The following is a 16788-nucleotide window of genomic DNA, read 5'->3' as shown; positions in this document are numbered from 1 at the left end:
CCAACCAACACACGCAACTCAATCAATGCAGGAGAGCCACCATGGCCAACACCTCTTTACGTAAAGCCTCATTGCAAAGCATGGAAGCCGAAATCGAGAGTCTGCTGAAGTCTTTGGAAAACCTGAAGGACGACGCCTCGGACGAGTCGCGTAAAACCCTTAAAGCCTTGAAAAGCAACGCCGAGAACGCGCTGAAGCATTCGCGCCATCTGCTCAGCGATGCGTATGAAGAAGTCAAAGTCAAAACCCGTGAAACCGGGATTGCCACGCGGGACTACGCCCAGGAACACCCTTGGACGACAGCGGGTGTGGCTGTCGGTGCATTGGGTCTGCTCGCGGCTTATCTACTGTTCAAACGCGGTGACTAATCCGTCTGGCGCAGCTCGTTTTTGAGCCACTGCGCCAGTTGCCGAGCGCGCCCGTCCGCGGCGCGCTTGGGTAGCCACAACGCCAGTTGCGCCGGGGTTTCACTGAAGCCCCAAGGCGCAACCAGGCGACCAGCCTTCAAGTCCTCGGCCACCAGCGGCTCGGGCGCAATCGCTACACCCAGGCCGGCCACTGCGGCCTCCAGCAAATAATACAAATGCTCGAAACCCTGTCCGTACTTCAATGCTTTGGTGTCGAGGTTGCTTTGCTGTGCCCAGCTTGGCCAGGCCTGAGGGCGTGAGGTGGTGTGCAGCAATGACTCGCTCAGCAGCGCTGCGGGTGGTGCGTTTTGCAGACGTTCGTAGCCGGCGAATCGTGGGCTCATGACCGGGCCGATCCGTTCGCTCGCCAACTCATAGACTTGCATGTCCGCTGGCCACGGTGGCTCGGCAAACACCAGCAAGGCGTCCAGTCCCGGGCGACGTGGATCAAGATCACCCTCGCCAGCCGACAGGTGCAGGCGCAGGTCCGGCAGGTCGGTGTTCAATCGTCCCAACCTGGGAATAAACCAGCGTGCCAACAAGCTGCCCGAGCAACCCAGTACGAACGGTGCATCGGCGGTGCTTTGGGTCAGCTCTGCACAAACAGTCCGTAAACGCTCGAACGCCTCCCCGCTGGCATCGCGCAAACGAATGCCTGCATCTGTGAGTTTAAGGCCGCGTCCGTCCTTGATGAACAGGCTTACGCCCAAGTGTTCTTCAAGCACCTTGAGTTGCCGGCTGACCGCACCATGGGTGACGTGCAGCAGTTCGGCGGCCTTGCTGACGCTGTTCAGGCGGGCAGTCGCTTCGAAGGCCCGAAGGGCGTTCAACGGGGGAAGGTCATGGCTCATGAGATATGTGAGTTTTCCTGACAGGTTGTGGCGATCTTATCGGTTTTCAGGCTGCGGCGTCAGGGGTAGAGTTAAGCCCACTCTCTCTTCAAAAGCCTCATTCCACGCATTCAACTGGAGCGACCCATGACCCAGACTAATCTGCGCAACGGCCCCGACGCCAACGGCCTGTTTGGCGCGTTCGGCGGTCGTTACGTCGCCGAAACCCTGATGCCGTTGATCCTCGATCTGGCCCGTGAATACGAATTGGCCAAGGATGATCCTGCATTCAAAGAAGAATTGGCCTACTTCCAGCGCGACTACGTGGGTCGTCCAAGCCCACTGTATTTTGCCGAACGTCTGACAGAGTTCTGCGGCGGCGCGAAGATTTACCTCAAGCGCGAAGAGCTGAACCACACCGGCGCGCACAAGATCAATAACTGCATCGGCCAGATCCTGCTGGCGCGACGCATGGGCAAGAAACGCATCATCGCCGAGACCGGCGCTGGCATGCACGGCGTGGCGACCGCCACCGTGGCTGCACGTTTCGGCCTTGACTGCGTGATCTACATGGGCACCACTGACATCGAACGTCAGCAGGCCAACGTATTTCGCATGAAGCTGCTGGGCGCCGAAGTGATCCCGGTCGTGGCCGGTACCGGCACCCTGAAAGACGCGATGAACGAAGCCCTGCGTGACTGGGTGACCAACGTCGACAGCACCTTCTACCTGATCGGCACTGTGGCCGGCCCGCACCCTTATCCGGCGATGGTTCGCGACTTCCAGTCCGTTATCGGCAAAGAAACCCGTACTCAATTGCAAGACCAGGAAGGCCGTCTGCCGGACAGCCTGGTGGCGTGCATCGGTGGTGGTTCCAACGCCATGGGCCTGTTTCACCCGTTCCTCGACGACAAGAGTGTCGAGATTATCGGCGTTGAAGCGGCAGGTTACGGCATCGAAACCGGTAAACACGCGGCCAGCCTGAACGGCGGCGTACCGGGCGTACTGCACGGCAACCGTACCTTCCTGCTGCAGGATGACGATGGCCAGATCATCGACGCTCACTCGATCTCTGCCGGCCTCGACTATCCAGGCATCGGCCCGGAACACGCCTGGTTGCATGACATCGGTCGCGTTCAATACACCTCGGTAACCGACGACGAAGCCCTCGACGCATTCCACAAATGCTGCCGCCTGGAAGGGATTATTCCTGCACTGGAAAGCGCCCATGCCCTGGCCGAAGTGTTCAAGCGCGCACCGACCCTGCCAAAAGATCACCTGATGGTGGTCAACCTGTCCGGTCGTGGCGACAAAGACATGCAAACCGTGATGCACCACATGGAACACTCTCAACAAGAGCAATCGAAGCAGGAGAAACACTGATGAGCCGCCTGCAAACGCGTTTTGCCGAACTCAAGGAACAGAATCGCGCCGCCCTGGTGACCTTCGTGACCGCTGGCGACCCGAGCTATGACACCTCGCTGGCGATTCTCAAAGGCTTGCCCGGTGCGGGTACCGACGTGATCGAGCTGGGCATGCCCTTCACCGATCCAATGGCCGATGGCCCGGCGATCCAGTTGGCCAACATCCGCGCCCTCGGCGCCAAGCAGAACCTGGCGAAAACCCTGCAAATGGTTCGCGAGTTCCGTGAAGGCAATACCGAGACGCCGCTGGTGCTGATGGGTTACTTCAACCCGATTCACATGTATGGCGTTCCGCGTTTCATTGCCGACGCCAAAGAAGCCGGCGTTGACGGCTTGATCGTGGTCGACCTGCCACCCGAGCATAATGGCGAACTGTGCGACCCGGCCCAGGCTGCTGGTCTGGACTTCATCCGTCTGACCACCCCGACGACCGATGATGTGCGCCTGCCGACCGTCCTGAACGGCAGCTCGGGCTTCGTCTATTACGTGTCTGTCGCCGGTGTGACCGGTGCGGGCGCGGCGACGCTGGAACACGTTGAAGAAGCGGTTGCGCGTCTGCGCCGCCACACCGATTTGCCGATCAGCATCGGTTTCGGCATTCGTACACCGGAGCAAGCGGCGTCCATCGCGCGTCTGGCTGATGGCGTGGTGGTGGGGTCGGCGTTGATCGATCACATCGCCAATGCGTCGACGCCGGATCAGGCAGTTGATGGCGTGTTGAGTCTTTGCTCGGCGCTGGCAGACGGCGTGCGTAAAGCCCGCGTCAGCTGAAGGTAAAGTTCCTGATACAGAGGAATTAGAGCCTCGCGGTACAGACTAAACAGCAAGACCGAGGGCTTCAGGACTGCGTTCTGAAGCCCTTTTTGCTGGCTGCGCCAGCTGCTACAAGTCCTGCGGAGTTTCTGTCAGGGCAGCTCCAATCCACCCGACGCTTTGTGCAGCTTTCTCAGATGCTCGCCCACCTGTTTCACGTTGGCTTCATTGGCGGCTATCTCCGCCGCACGACTCGGTTCGAGCAGCGCTCTCACCTCTTTGTCCAGATCGCCTGTCAGTGCCTGAAGCTGTTTCTGCCGCAGGCTGCTTTCCGATTCCAGGCGCTGCCACTCACTCGGCTGCGGCAATCCATAACCACCGGTGCCGAGCAGCTCCGCCGGACGGCTGAGGAAGCCGCTGTTGGCAAGAATTTGCTGCAAAGTTGCATTGGCCTTGTCCATGCTGCCGTTCTTCAATTCCCGGGCGCCCAGATAGCGCTGCTTTACTTCGTCCTGGGCCAGCACCAATTGTTGGCGGAAGGCTGCCTGCTCCAATAACAGCAAGGCCGCGCTGGTGCGCAAATCGGCTTGGTCGATCCATTGCCGACGCTCTTCAGCTTTCAATGCGAGCCAGTCTTCGACCTTTTCCTGCTTGATCGGCAAGTGCTTCTTCAGCACTTCGAACATCGCTTGATAACGATCGCGGAAGGAGTCGAAACGATAACCCAGGCGAAGCGCTTCGCGGGGATCATCCAGCACGCTGGTGTCCGCCAGTCCGCGGCCCTTGAGCACTTCCAGCAAACCGTTGGGCATGATGCTGTCCAACCCGACCAGTTTTGTATTGTTGGTGCTGCTACGCAGTAACTTCAGGCCCTCTACAGCGCAGTTATTGGACAGGAAGAAGTAGTTGCCGTCGTAACTCCAGTGCATTTCGGCGGCGTGTTCCACCACGTCTTCGATCTCGCTGCGCGACAGGTTCAGCGGCACCGAGGCCAGGCTGCGCAGTTCGGTCTTGGTGTACTCGTCGATCACCTGGGCCAGCGGCAGGACAAACAGGCGTGATGGATATTTGCCCACCAATCCGTCCCAGCTCGACAGCTGCACGTCACCGACGAAGGCGCGGTAGGACAACACCAGGTGCTGATCCAGGTCCAGTCGACAATCGGGCCCGCGGGGGCGGCCGGGTGCGCAGATCACCAGCCGCAACATGCTGTGACCCCAGCGGCTGACCCAGTTCTGGTTGGCTTCTGCCAGCAGATAGTCGACGGCGTAGACCCGTTCCGGATCGACCTGGCCCAGTGGTGTTTTGGCGAAATCATTGCCAGCATTGAGGAAGGAGAAGGTTTTGCCGCAGGTGTCTTTAGCGGCGGGCGCCCAGCCGAAATGTTCTTTGTAGTAGCGGTACAACGCAGGACGGCGACAGGCATAGGAGGGGTCGAGAAGGAAATATTCCATGTTGACCGCGACGAATTCTTTGGGGCTGCTCGTCTCGTAAATGTCCGGGCTGCGGGCAATTTGCCGGTTGTACTGTTCGCGTTCGCCACGACGGCCGACATACTGTGGCCAGCCGGCGAGGTCGAGCAGGTGCGGGTCGTCGCTGAGCGTAAAGCGTCGGTCGGACTGGCCGCGGCATTGATCCGGGATACCAACCAGCCCCGAGCTGCTGTTGCGCCGGGTGCAGCGTTGAATCAGCCTGCGCTCCGCGTCTGGCCAGAGGCGCGAGCGGTCATAAATGTGGGTGAGTTCGTGCAACACCGTGGCAAGCATTTCGCGGCGCACGGTGCCATGGGGACGATAAGTCTTTTTGGTCGCGGCGCTGCCGTCAGTGAGGCTGGCAAGCAGGTTGCGGTTCAGGTCGAGTTCGGACACCAGCGACGCCTGGCCGTAAGCATTGCTCGGCATGTTATCGGTCCAGCCGACGTCGATGCGTCGGTCGAGTTGCTCGATGAACCGCGGCGGCAGCGCCTGCATGGCTTCATCGAGCAGCGCCTGACTGGCCTGCTGTTGAGCGGGGCTGAGGCCTTCGGTTTTAAGCCTTAATTGCAAGTCAGCCTGGGCCGTGTTGCCGAGCAGCAACATGACCCCGGCCAACAGCCAGGCGCCTGGCGACCTCACAGTGCGAGGATGGCTTCGGCGAGAACCTGATCACTGGCGTCGCGAGCTTCCGGTACGCGGGTGCGCAACGTGTTGAAGGCCGCTTCCAGGTGCGCGCCACGAATATCGCCATCGCTGGCGACGAAACTGGCCGCATCGTCATGAGCTTCACGGACGATCTTCGAGTCACGGATGGACGTCGTGGTATCGGAGGTGAAATCAAGGGTGCGCCGGGTGGCGTTGATGAGAATGTTACTGGTGGCTACCAGGGTTTGCGCCTGGGCCACATCGGCCAACAACAACAGGCCTAGGGTGGCAGCAATCAGTGGGCTACGCATGGAACGACTCCGCAAGAACAAGGATAACTATTGGACGAGAATTGCCTGCGCCAGTTCAAGGTCGCTTGCATGAAGTTTTGGCTGGGTGCGGCGCAGATAATTCAGGGCGGACTCCAATTGTGCTCCTCGCAGTTGGCCGTCACTGGCGATGAACGCCGCAGCGTCATCATGTGCCGCGACTAGCAGCTTACGGTCGAAGGGGGCGGAGGTCACCATGCTTGTGGCGTAGCCGGTAGCCACGATGCCTTGTGTAGACAGATTGAAGGCGTCATAGGCATGGACCGAGCCCACCCAGCAGGCTGCCACGAAAAGCGGAGAGATCAGCAGACTTGAAAGAAAACGCATGAGACTCGATAGCTGAAGGCAAGTCGCAAGGCTAGCGCAACGCCCGGTCTGGAGCCAGCGCCGAAACATTGGGACACGACGGGCGTGTCCCACGTCCAGTGATGACGCTTAGATAGTCAGTATGGCTTGCGCCAGTTGTGCGTCAGTCGCGTTCAGCTGAGGTGCCTGGTGACGAATATGGTCGAGTGCGCTTTCCAGTTTCACGCCACGAATGGTGCCTTCACTGGCCACAAAGCTGGCGGCGTCGTCACGGGCGGCGCGCACGATTTTGTCATCACGAAAGGAAGAAGTGACATCGGAGGTCGCATCGGACGTGGCTTTGAGCGCGTCGACGACGGTATCGGTGGTCACGATAAAGCTGGAGGCGTGGGAATTGGCAGCCACGGCAAGCAGGGCTGCAGCGCTGAGCAGACGAAGACGGGACATGGTGAAACTCCTTTGGAAAACCGATTGAGAGGTGGCGCAGTGTCTGTTGATTCAGACGCCAGTCGTGCAGTGTTCGCCACGTTTCATCTGGATATTAGGCCTATGAGTATCGGTTCGCACAGTCCCGTCTGTTCAAGCAGGAAGTTAACGCCAGAATGGTTTATCCATTTCGGTGAGACGATCCGCGTGGCTGATGTTCAGGTCCGAGAGTTGCCGGTCATCAAGTTGGCCCAGTAAACGCCGGGTTCGGGCCCTTTTCAGGTTGTTGGCAACACCCCTCAGCCATCTACGAAACCAAAGGAAACGAGGTGTCGATTGAGGCGTGGAAACGGAAACATCCAGTAAATGATTCATGGCGCGGTCCTTTTGCTGGCAGTTCGGGATTTCATGGTGATCCCGTCCGCTCTGCCGCAACAGACACACTGTATTGAAATTGTACTGGCTCAGTTTTGTAAATAGTAAAACTGTACCTGTTGCGCGGAGTCTCTACTGTATGACCCATGTTGAGGGTCCAAAACGACAAAGCCCGTCGTGGTTTCCCACGACGGGCTTTGTTTTTTCAATTTGGAGTGCTGGCGGTGGACCCGGTGGGTCAGAGCCAGCGACGCTAATTTAGCGCCAGAACGGCTTGCTCAGCTCTTCGTAGCGTTGTGCTTCGCTAATCCCTGCGTCAGCCAGCAGACGCGAATCCAGACGAGCCAGTTGATGGCGGCTGGAGATGCGGCGCTGCCACAGCATCAGGTTGGCGAGAACGCGAAAAGGCGTGGAAGCCTGGGTTTTTACAGCGTTGTCTTCGAAAAACAGCTCGGAACTGAGTGTACGTTCCATGGTTGACATCCTTCCGCTTATGGCGGGATTAGGTAGTGGTTTAACTGATGCCAATGATCCTCTCGTTTGGCCAGTCTCTCTAGATACAGTTCACCTGTATTGTGAGGTACCAGTTAACTGTTAAAGGGTGGTGTACTGGTCTAAATTGAGGCAACTGTACTTCTCTGCACTAATATCGTGCGTTTTTGCTTGATTGACTCGGAAAGGTAGGCAATTACGGTAGGAAAAGACCGGTACAGCAGTACAGTTTTATTCAGGATTTGATCTGGCAACAGCAAGCTGACGAAACTGTGTTTGCGTCAGCTGCCATCTGTACCAATTACACCGCGAGCATTCGCCCGGTTTCTTCCAGGTTGATGTGCCAGCTCAGGGCATCGCGCAGGATATGCGGCGTGTGACCGCCGAGAGCACAGGCGGCTGTGAAGTAGTCATCCAGGGCTTGGCGATAGTCCGGGTGCACGCAGTTATCGATGATGACCCGAGCACGCTCTCGCGGCGCCAGGCCCCGCAAGTCCGCCAGACCGATCTCGGTGACAAGGATGTCGACGTCATGCTCAGTGTGATCAACGTGGCTGACCATCGGCACCACACTGGAAATCGCACCGCCCTTGGCGATCGACTTGGTCACGAAGATCGCCAAATGCGCGTTGCGCGCAAAGTCGCCCGAGCCGCCGATGCCATTCATCATCCGCGTGCCGCAGATGTGGGTGGAGTTGACGTTGCCGTACAAGTCGAACTCAAGCGCCGTGTTGATGCCGATGATGCCGAGCCGGCGCACCACTTCCGGGTGGTTGGAAATTTCTTGCGGGCGCAGGACCAGTTTGTCCTTGTAGCGCTCAAGGTTGCCGAAAACATCGGTATTGCGACGGCTCGACAAGGTGATTGAACTGCCGGAAGCAAAGCTCAGCTTGCCGGCGTCGATCAGGTCGAAGGTCGAGTCCTGAAGCACTTCGGAGTACATCGTCAGGTCTTCGAACGGCGAGTCGATCAGGCCGCACATCACCGAGTTGGCGATGTTGCCGATCCCGGCCTGCAGCGGGCCGAGCTTGTTGGTCATGCGCCCCGCAGCCACTTCCTGCTTGAAGAAGTCGATCAGGTGGTCGGCAATGGCCTGGGTATCAACGTCCGGCGGCAGCACGGTGGACGGCGAGTCAGACTGATTGGTGATCACGATAGCGACGATCTTTTCCGGCGGAATCGGGATGGCGGTGCTGCCAATGCGATCGTCGACCTTTACCAGCGGAATCGGTGTGCGGGTCGGCCGATAGGTCGGGATATAGATGTCGTGCAGACCTTCGAGATTCGGATTGTGCGCGAGGTTGATCTCTACGATCACCTGTTTGGCAAAAATCGCGAAGCTGGCCGAGTTACCCACCGACGTGGTCGGCACGATATGGCCCTGCTCGGTGATCGCCACGGCTTCAATCACCGCGATGTCCGGCAGCTTGAGTTGCTGATTGCGCAGCGACTCCACGGTTTCCGACAGATGCTGGTCAATGAACATCACTTCGCCGGCATTAATAGCCTTGCGCAGGGTGCTGTCGACCTGGAAGGGCATGCGTCGTGACAATACGCCAGCTTCGGTGAGCTGTTTATCAAGGTCGTTGCCCAGGCTCGCGCCGGTCATCAGGGTGATTTTCAGCGGGGTGATTTTGGCGCGCTCGGCCAATGCGTGGGGCACGGCTTTGGCTTCGCCGGCGCGGGTGAAGCCACTCATGCCGACGGTCATGCCGTCCTCAATCAGAGCGGCGGCGTCAGCAGCGCTCATCACTTTATCCAACAACGAAGGCAAGCGAATACGGTCACGGTACATGGATTGTTATCTCGGGCAACGAAAGCAAGGAGTGCAGTCTAGTGATTTCAAAAAAAATCCTCCCGCTACCATGGTCGAATGCAGAGCCCTGATTTAGAGCCTTTGGTCGGTTTCTAGCGGGCAATAAAAAACCCCAGCCTACTAAAGGCTGAGGTTTTGGGTATTGCGCTGGAGCAGGTTTTACTCGACAGCTTTGACCATGTCTTCGATGACTTTCTTGGCGTCGCCGAAGACCATCATGGTTTTGTCGAGGTAGAACAGTTCGTTGTCCAGACCGGCATAGCCGCTGGCCATCGAGCGCTTGTTGACGATGATGGTCTTGGCCTTGAACGCTTCGAGAATCGGCATGCCGGCAATTGGCGATTTCGGATCGTTCTTCGCGGCCGGGTTGACCACGTCATTGGCGCCCAACACCAGCACCACATCGGCCTGGCCAAACTCGGAGTTGATGTCTTCCATCTCGAACACCTGGTCGTAAGGCACTTCGGCCTCGGCCAGCAATACGTTCATGTGGCCAGGCATACGACCGGCGACCGGGTGGATCGCGTACTTCACGGTCACGCCGCGATGGGTCAGCTTCTCGGTCAGCTCTTTCAGCGCGTGCTGCGCCCGCGCTACCGCCAGGCCGTAGCCCGGAACGATGATCACGGTGTCGGCGTTGGTCAGCAGGAAAGTCGCGTCATCAGCCGAACCGGATTTCACCGGGCGGGCTTCTTTCGAGCCAGCAGGGCCGGCCGCGTCCGCCGTATTGCCGAAACCGCCGAGCAGCACATTAAAGAAGGAGCGGTTCATCGCTTTGCACATGATGTACGAGAGGATCGCACCGCTTGAGCCCACCAGCGAACCGGCGATGATCAGCATCGAGTTGTTCAGCGAGAAGCCGATGCCCGCCGCTGCCCAGCCGGAGTAGCTGTTGAGCATCGACACAACTACTGGCATGTCTGCGCCGCCGATCGGGATGATGATCAGCACGCCCAGCACGAAGGCCAGGGCCAGCATCAGCGCGAAGGCGTTCAGGTTGCCGGTCAGCATGAAGGTCACGCCGAGGCCCAGTGTCGCCAGGCCCAGCAACAGGTTCAACTTGTGCTGACCGCTGAACTGTACGGGTGCGCCCTGGAACAGGCGGAACTTGTACTTGCCCGACAGCTTGCCGAACGCGATTACCGAACCGGAGAAGGTGATTGCACCGATGGCCGCGCCGAGGAACAGCTCCAGGCGGTTACCGGCAGGAATGGAATCACCCAGTTGCTTGACGATGCCCAGCGATTGCGGTTCAACGACAGCAGCGATGGCAATGAACACCGCGGCCATACCGATCATGCTGTGCATGAAGGCGACCAGTTCCGGCATTTTGGTCATTTCAACGCGCTTGGCCATGATCGAGCCGGCGGTGCCGCCGACCAGCAGGCCAACGATGACGTAACCGATCCCGGCAGTCGCGAGCTCTGCGCCCAGCTTATAGACGAGGCCCACGGTGGTGAGGATCGCCAGCGCCATGCCGAGCATGCCGTACACATTGCCGCGCCGCGACGTGGTCGGGTGCGACAGGCCTTTCAGGGCCTGGATGAAGCAGATCGACGCGATCAAGTAGAGCGTCGTTACAAGATTCATGCTCATTACTTAGGCGCCTCTTCTTTTACTGCTTTTGGGGCTTTTTTCTTGAACATCTCAAGCATCCTGCGGGTCACCAGGAAGCCACCAAATACGTTCACCGCTGCCAGAGCTACCGCCAGGGTGCCCATGGTTTTGCCCAGAGGTGTGACGGTCAATGCTGCTGCCAGCATGGCGCCAACGATCACGATCGCCGAGATCGCGTTGGTCACCGCCATCAAAGGCGTGTGCAGTGCAGGTGTAACGTTCCAGACCACGTGATAACCGACATAAATCGCCAGCACGAAGATGATCAGGTTGTAGATACCGGGGGAGATAAGCTCTTCCATCGTCTGAATCCCTGCTTAGGCGTTTTTGCGGATGACTTGGCCGTCGCGGCACATCAGGCACGCGGCGACGATGTCGTCTTCGAGGTTGATCTCGAACTGGCCTTCTTTGTTGAAGACCAGCTTCAGGAAGTCCAGCAGGTTGCGTGCGTACAGTGCCGAAGCGTCTGCCGCGACTGCGCCGGCCAGGTTGGTCGGGCCGCAAATGATCACGCCATTCTCGACCACAACCTGGTCAGCCACGGTCAGCGGGCAGTTGCCGCCCTGGGCTGCCGCGAGGTCGATGACCACCGAGCCCGGCTTCATCTGCGCCACGGTTTCCGCGCTCAACAGCGTCGGTGCCTTGCGGCCCGGGATCAGTGCTGTGGTAATGACAATGTCAGCCTGTTTGGCGCGCTCGTGCACGGCCAGGGCCTGACGTTGCATCCAGCTGGCGGGCATTGGTCGTGCGTAACCGCCGACACCAACGGCGCATTCGCGCTCTTCATCGGTCTCGTAAGGCACGTCGACGAACTTGGCGCCGAGGGATTCGATCTGCTCTTTTACCGCAGGACGTACGTCAGACGCTTCGATCACTGCACCCAGACGTTTCGCCGTAGCGATCGCCTGCAAACCGGCCACGCCAGCCCCGAGAATCAGCACGCGCGCCGCTTTCACGGTACCCGCAGCGGTCATCAGCATCGGCATGAAGCGAGGATAGTGGTGAGCGGCCAGCAACACGGCTTTATAGCCGGCGATGTTGGCTTGGGAGGACAGCACATCCAGGCTCTGAGCACGGGAGGTACGCGGCGCGGCTTCCAGCGCAAACGCGGTAATGCCGCACTCAGCCAGCTTGGCAATGGTTTCATTGCTGAACGGGTTGAGCATGCCCACCACAACGGTGCCGCTCTTTATGAGCGTCAGCTCGCTGTCGCTGGGGGCGACTACCTTGAGAATCAGCTCGGCACCAAACGCATCGTTGGCGCTGCCAATAATTGCGCCTGCCGCTTCATAGGCACTGTCGACAACACTGGCGTTAATGCCGGCGCCGCTTTGCACAGTGACCTTATGCCCCTGGCCGATCAGCTTCTTGATGGTTTCCGGGGTTGCAGCAACCCGTGTTTCACCCGTCTGGGTTTCGAGAGGAACACCAATGTGCACGTCAAATCTCCTGCGTGATCTTATTGAGTAAACCCAGGCACTTCGGATGGTGCGGCTGGGGCGGCCGATCAGCACGATCCCGCCAAATCAGGGCGGGGCGCGGCATTTTGCAGGCGAACTTAGTGCCCTTCAAGGGTTTATGACGGGTGACGGAAAATTAACTACAAGTCACCCCGTGACCGAATGTCGCAACTGACCGGTTCAATCCCTTGCAGGCCGTGCCTTGTAAGGATTTTTATAAAAATTGGAGAATTTACGCATCGGTCAGGTGAATGAGTCGTTATTGCTCCGCAATAGAGGCTCAAGGCCACGTTTTCAGGCCCTTGTGGGACGTTTGTACTGCTTGTCGGTACAGTCTTCGAATATGCGACAAATACTTATATCTGTAGTGCTTTGATTTTACTGACTACTGGGTCAGTTAATGGCGTAAAGCCTTTATCCTTCTAGGCTGTAGCTCTGTGCCTGATTGACCAGCCAATCGCGAAACGCCCTTAAAGAGGCAGATTCGACTTTTCGCTCGGGAATCATCAAGTAATACGCCTTGATGCTTGATAGCGCCTGTGTGTTGGCAATGACCAGGCGCTTCTCGGCCAGTTCGCGTTGAATCAGGAACGGCGGAATCAGCGCTATTCCCATGTCGTGCATGGCGGCTTGAGCAAGCATGGAGAATAGCTCGTAGCGCGGCCCTGTCATGTCTCTCGGGATATTTAGGTTTTGAGAGTTGAACCACTGGCGCCAGGCATAAGGGCGGGTGGTCTGCTGCAGCAGGGGCAATTCGGCGATGTCGCCGGGAGACAGGGTTGTCTTTTTTCCCATGAGATTGGGGCTGCACACCGGCATCGGATTTTCGCCCATCAGCCTGTGGGATTCGGTACCTGACCAGTCCGCGTCGCCAAAATAGATCGCGGCGTCGAAGTCGGTATCGGCAAACAGGAAGGGGCGGGTTCGGTTGGTGAGGTTGACCGTCACTTCCGGGTGTTTTTGCTGGAAATCCTTGAGTCTTGGCAGCAGCCATTGAGTGCCGAAGGTTGGAACCACCGCCAGCTCGATCACGTTGGCACCTTGCTGACCCATCACTGACAAGGTGTCCCGTTCAACGGCATCGAGTTGGGTGGCCACCCGGCGGCTGTAGGAAAGTCCGGCCTCCGTCAGCTTGACCCCACGTCGTGAGCGTCGGAACAGTTCTACGCTGAGGAACTCCTCAAGGCTGGCGATCTGTCGGCAAATGGCGCCTTGAGTGAGCGAAAGCTCCTGAGCCGCCTTGGTAAAGCTTTCGTGGCGAGCCGCCGCTTCAAAGCTGATCAGGGCCGTTGTGCTGGGGATTTTCCTGCGCATGTACGTCAACCTCACTAATACATCGCATAAAAGCTATTTTGCGATGTTTCGGAGTGAGAAATTAGCACAACAGTATGCAAAATCCTCGTTTGCCGTAACGCCGAACCCGGCCTAGGATCAGCCCACGTTATTTGACCCGATTCGAGAGGACACACTCATGGGCGGTAAAGCTAGCTTCAACTGGATCGATCCCCTGCTGCTGGATCAACAGCTCACCGAAGAAGAACGCATGATCCGTGACACCGCTGAGCAATTCGCTCAACAGAAGCTCGCGCCGCGTGTTCTCGAAGCTTTCCGCCATGAAAAGACCGACCCGGCGATCTTCCGCGAGATGGGTGAAGTAGGTCTGTTGGGCGCGACTATCCCTGAGCAGTATGGTGGCAGTGGTCTGAATTACGTCAGCTACGGCCTGATCGCCCGTGAAGTCGAACGCGTCGACTCCGGCTACCGCTCGATGATGAGCGTGCAGTCCTCGCTGGTCATGGTGCCGATCAATGAATTCGGTACCGAAGCCCAGAAGCAAAAGTACCTGCCGAAACTGGCCTCGGGTGAATGGATCGGTTGCTTTGGTCTGACCGAACCTGACCACGGCTCCGACCCAGGCGCGATGATTACTCGCGCACGCAAAGTGGAAGGCGGTTACAGCCTGACCGGCAGCAAGATGTGGATCACCAACAGCCCGATCGCTGATGTGTTCGTCGTATGGGGCAAGGACGATGCGGGTGACATCCGTGGCTTCGTTCTGGAGAAGGGCTGGAAAGGCCTGAGCGCCCCGGCGATTCACGGCAAGGTCGGCTTGCGTGCATCCATCACCGGCGAGATTGTCATGGACAACGTGTTTGTCCCTGAAGAAAACATTTTCCCGGATGTGCGCGGTCTGAAAGGTCCGTTCACCTGCCTTAACTCCGCACGCTATGGCATCTCCTGGGGTGCGCTGGGTGCTGCCGAGTTCTGCTGGCATACCGCTCGCCAGTACACTCTGGATCGCAAGCAGTTCGGTCGCCCATTGGCCGCCACTCAGCTGATCCAGAAGAAGCTGGCCGATATGCAGACCGAGATCACCATGGCGCTGCAAGGCTGCCTGCGTCTGGGTCGTATGAAGGACGAGGGTACTGCGGCGGTCGAGATCACTTCGATGATGAAGCGCAACTCTTGCGGCAAGTCCCTGGATATTGCTCGCATGGCGCGCGATATGCTGGGTGGTAACGGTATTTCCGATGAGTTCGGGGTTGCTCGCCACTTGGTCAACCTGGAAGTGGTGAATACCTATGAAGGTACGCATGACGTCCATGCGCTGATCCTCGGTCGTGCGCAGACTGGCATCCAGGCGTTCTATTAATAGGAGAACGGCCATGGGCGCGCTTTCGCATCTACGGGTACTGGATTTATCGCGGGTGCTGGCCGGGCCCTGGGCCGGGCAGATCCTTGCTGACCTTGGCGCCGAAGTGATCAAGGTCGAGCGCCCGGGTAATGGCGATGACACACGCGCCTGGGGGCCTCCCTTCCTTAAAGACGCTTATGGCGAGAACACTAGCGAGGCTGCCTATTACTTGTCGGCCAATCGCAACAAGCAATCGGTCACCATCGACTTCACCCGGCCTGAAGGGCAAAAGCTGGTGCGCGATCTGGCGGCGAAGTCGGACATCCTGATCGAGAACTTCAAGGTCGGCGGGCTGGCGGCCTATGGTTTGGACTATGAGTCTCTAAAGGCGATCAATCCGAATCTGATCTATTGCTCGATTACCGGGTTTGGCCAGACAGGCCCTTACGCCAAGCGCGCGGGTTATGACTTCATGATCCAGGGACTGGGCGGCCTGATGAGTCTGACGGGGCGACCCGAAGGGGATGAAGGTGCTGGGCCGGTAAAAGTCGGCGTGGCGCTGACGGACATTTTGACCGGTCTCTATTCGACTGTGGCGATCCTTGCAGCGCTTGCGCACCGGGATCATGACGGTGGCGGTCAGCATATTGATATGGCGCTGCTGGATGTTCAGGTGGCATGTCTGGCTAACCAGGCAATGAATTACCTGACGACGGGCAATGCTCCGAAGCGCCTGGGTAATGCTCATCCGAATATCGTGCCTTATCAGGACTTTCCTACGGCGGATGGAGACTTCATCCTCACCGTTGGCAATGACGGGCAGTTTCGCAAGTTTGCTGAAGTGGCTGGTCAGCCGCAGTGGGCAGATGATCCACGCTTTGCGACCAACAAGTTGCGGGTGGCGAATCGTGCGGTGTTGATTCCGCTTATTCGCCAGGCGACTGTGTTCAAGACGACTGCTGAGTGGGTGCTGCAGCTGGAGCAAGCAGGTGTGCCGTGCGGGCCGATCAATGATCTGGCTCAGATGTTTGCGGATCCTCAGGTTAAGGCGCGCGGGTTGGCGATCGAGCTGCCCCATGCGCTGGCCGGGATGGTGCCGCAGGTGGCTAGTCCAATTCGCCTGTCCGAAACGCCTGTGGAGTATCGCAACGCACCTCCTCTATTAGGGGAGCATACGCTGGAGGTTTTGCAGCGGGTGTTGGGTCTGGATGCCGGCGTTGTGGCTGCATTCAAAGAGGCCGGGGTGCTCTGAGGTTTTCTTCTATATAGAGGGGAGTGGATTTACTCTCCTATATAGAGAAGAAACGGGCTGTTTTCCGGCGTTCTGCAAGTGTTTGATAGAAATGCTTAATTAAGGGTTGACGGCAGATTCTGGAAGTCTATAATTCGCCCCACTTCCGGCGCAGTCGAAACGGAAAACTCCTTGGCAAACAATGAGTTGCGCAGTTTTCGACAGCGAGTTGCTTCAGGTTATCGAAGCCCAGAAGGAGTTGAAAGAGCGAGGTGGTTTGGCTCTTTTGACGATTCGATCTTCTCGGTCGACAGCGGTGTAAAAGAGGTGTTGACAGCAGCGAGTAACGCTGTAGAATTCGCCTCCCGCTAACGAGAGATCGAAAGCGCAAGTGGTTGAAGTTGCAAAGGAAACTTTGAAAACTTCGAAAAATAACCGCTTGACAGCAACAGAGGCTGCTGTAGAATGCGCGCCTCGGTTGAGACGAAAGATCTTAACCAACCGCTCTTTAACAACTGAATCAAGCAATTCGTGTGGGTGCTTGTGGAGTCAGACTGATAGTCAACA

Annotated in this window: 17 protein-coding genes; 5 read left to right on the top strand and 12 right to left on the bottom strand. The window is 58.0% G+C overall.

Annotated features, from left to right (window positions below):
* Positions 1–41: 41 nt before the first annotated feature.
* A complete protein-coding gene (locus DFS28_RS00090) occupies positions 42–368 on the top strand; it encodes a YqjD family protein (RefSeq protein WP_008152522.1) in 327 nt (108 codons plus the stop codon).
* Here DFS28_RS00090 and DFS28_RS00085 read toward each other — a convergent pair.
* Complete coding sequence (locus DFS28_RS00085) at positions 365–1258, bottom strand: LysR family transcriptional regulator (RefSeq protein WP_111448100.1); 894 nt, start codon at positions 1256–1258, stop codon at positions 365–367. The two genes, DFS28_RS00090 and DFS28_RS00085, sit on opposite strands and share 4 nt — an antisense overlap.
* A 126-nt stretch (positions 1259–1384) precedes the next feature.
* Between DFS28_RS00085 and trpB the strand changes: the two genes are divergently transcribed.
* Together trpB and trpA are read left to right on the top strand one after the other, a co-directional pair.
* The gene (gene trpB / locus DFS28_RS00080) at positions 1385–2620 is read left to right on the top strand and encodes a tryptophan synthase subunit beta (RefSeq protein ID WP_111448099.1); all 1236 of its coding nucleotides are present in this window, start codon (positions 1385–1387) and stop codon (positions 2618–2620) included.
* Positions 2620–3432, top strand: coding sequence for a tryptophan synthase subunit alpha (gene trpA, locus DFS28_RS00075; RefSeq protein WP_111448098.1), 813 nt, complete (start codon positions 2620–2622; stop codon positions 3430–3432). Before trpB ends, trpA begins: the two co-directional genes overlap by 1 nt.
* Before the next feature lie 134 nt (positions 3433–3566).
* Here the strand turns inward: trpA and DFS28_RS00070 are convergent, their stop codons facing one another.
* The 11 genes from DFS28_RS00070 to DFS28_RS00020 all read right to left on the bottom strand — a co-directional run bounded on the left by DFS28_RS00070 (position 3567) and on the right by DFS28_RS00020 (position 13669).
* Positions 3567–5528, bottom strand: a complete 1962-nt coding sequence (locus DFS28_RS00070) for a DUF4105 domain-containing protein (protein ID WP_111448097.1) — start codon at positions 5526–5528, stop codon at positions 3567–3569.
* On the bottom strand, positions 5525–5845 hold the full coding sequence (locus tag DFS28_RS00065; RefSeq protein ID WP_008154459.1) for a DUF2388 domain-containing protein: 321 nt from the start codon (positions 5843–5845) through the stop codon (positions 5525–5527). Before DFS28_RS00065 ends, DFS28_RS00070 begins: the two co-directional genes overlap by 4 nt.
* A 27-nt stretch (positions 5846–5872) precedes the next feature.
* A complete protein-coding gene (locus DFS28_RS00060; protein WP_111448096.1) occupies positions 5873–6190 on the bottom strand; it encodes a DUF2388 domain-containing protein in 318 nt (105 codons plus the stop codon).
* A 108-nt stretch (positions 6191–6298) separates the two neighbouring features.
* Positions 6299–6616, bottom strand: a complete 318-nt coding sequence (locus tag DFS28_RS00055; RefSeq protein WP_111448095.1) for a DUF2388 domain-containing protein — start codon at positions 6614–6616, stop codon at positions 6299–6301.
* A gap of 144 nt (positions 6617–6760) precedes the next feature.
* Positions 6761–6970: a DUF1127 domain-containing protein gene (locus tag DFS28_RS00050; protein WP_111448094.1), complete on the bottom strand. Its 210-nt coding sequence runs from the start codon at positions 6968–6970 to the stop codon at positions 6761–6763.
* Between the two features lie 258 nt (positions 6971–7228).
* On the bottom strand, positions 7229–7444 hold the full coding sequence (locus tag DFS28_RS00045; protein WP_111448093.1) for a DUF1127 domain-containing protein: 216 nt from the start codon (positions 7442–7444) through the stop codon (positions 7229–7231).
* Positions 7445–7763: 319 nt separating this feature from the next.
* Entirely contained in the window at positions 7764–9257 is a 1494-nt protein-coding gene (locus DFS28_RS00040; protein WP_074872382.1) for an acetyl-CoA hydrolase/transferase family protein, read from the bottom strand.
* A gap of 180 nt (positions 9258–9437) precedes the next feature.
* On the bottom strand, positions 9438–10874 hold the full coding sequence (locus DFS28_RS00035) for an NAD(P)(+) transhydrogenase (Re/Si-specific) subunit beta (RefSeq protein ID WP_111448092.1): 1437 nt from the start codon (positions 10872–10874) through the stop codon (positions 9438–9440).
* Complete coding sequence (locus DFS28_RS00030; RefSeq protein ID WP_003187010.1) at positions 10874–11197, bottom strand: NAD(P) transhydrogenase subunit alpha; 324 nt, start codon at positions 11195–11197, stop codon at positions 10874–10876. The genes DFS28_RS00035 and DFS28_RS00030 overlap by 1 nt, the downstream gene beginning before the upstream one ends.
* A 15-nt stretch (positions 11198–11212) precedes the next feature.
* A complete protein-coding gene (locus DFS28_RS00025; protein WP_008154472.1) occupies positions 11213–12334 on the bottom strand; it encodes a Re/Si-specific NAD(P)(+) transhydrogenase subunit alpha in 1122 nt (373 codons plus the stop codon).
* A gap of 435 nt (positions 12335–12769) precedes the next feature.
* Entirely contained in the window at positions 12770–13669 is a 900-nt protein-coding gene (locus DFS28_RS00020; protein WP_111448091.1) for a LysR family transcriptional regulator, read from the bottom strand.
* A gap of 157 nt (positions 13670–13826) precedes the next feature.
* Here DFS28_RS00020 and DFS28_RS00015 point away from each other — a divergent pair, with 157 nt between their 5' ends.
* On the top strand, positions 13827–15008 hold the full coding sequence (locus tag DFS28_RS00015) for an acyl-CoA dehydrogenase (RefSeq protein WP_008154475.1): 1182 nt from the start codon (positions 13827–13829) through the stop codon (positions 15006–15008).
* Between the two features lie 13 nt (positions 15009–15021).
* Complete coding sequence (locus tag DFS28_RS00010) at positions 15022–16242, top strand: CaiB/BaiF CoA-transferase family protein (RefSeq protein ID WP_111448090.1); 1221 nt, start codon at positions 15022–15024, stop codon at positions 16240–16242.
* Positions 16243–16788 lie beyond the last annotated feature (546 nt).

Origin of the sequence: Pseudomonas sp. 478 (assembly GCF_003254125.1) — a bacterium.
Lineage (GTDB): Bacteria > Pseudomonadota > Gammaproteobacteria > Pseudomonadales > Pseudomonadaceae > Aquipseudomonas.
The sequence above is the reverse complement of the archived record's forward strand: the minus strand, read 5'-3'. Positions and strand labels throughout refer to the sequence as shown.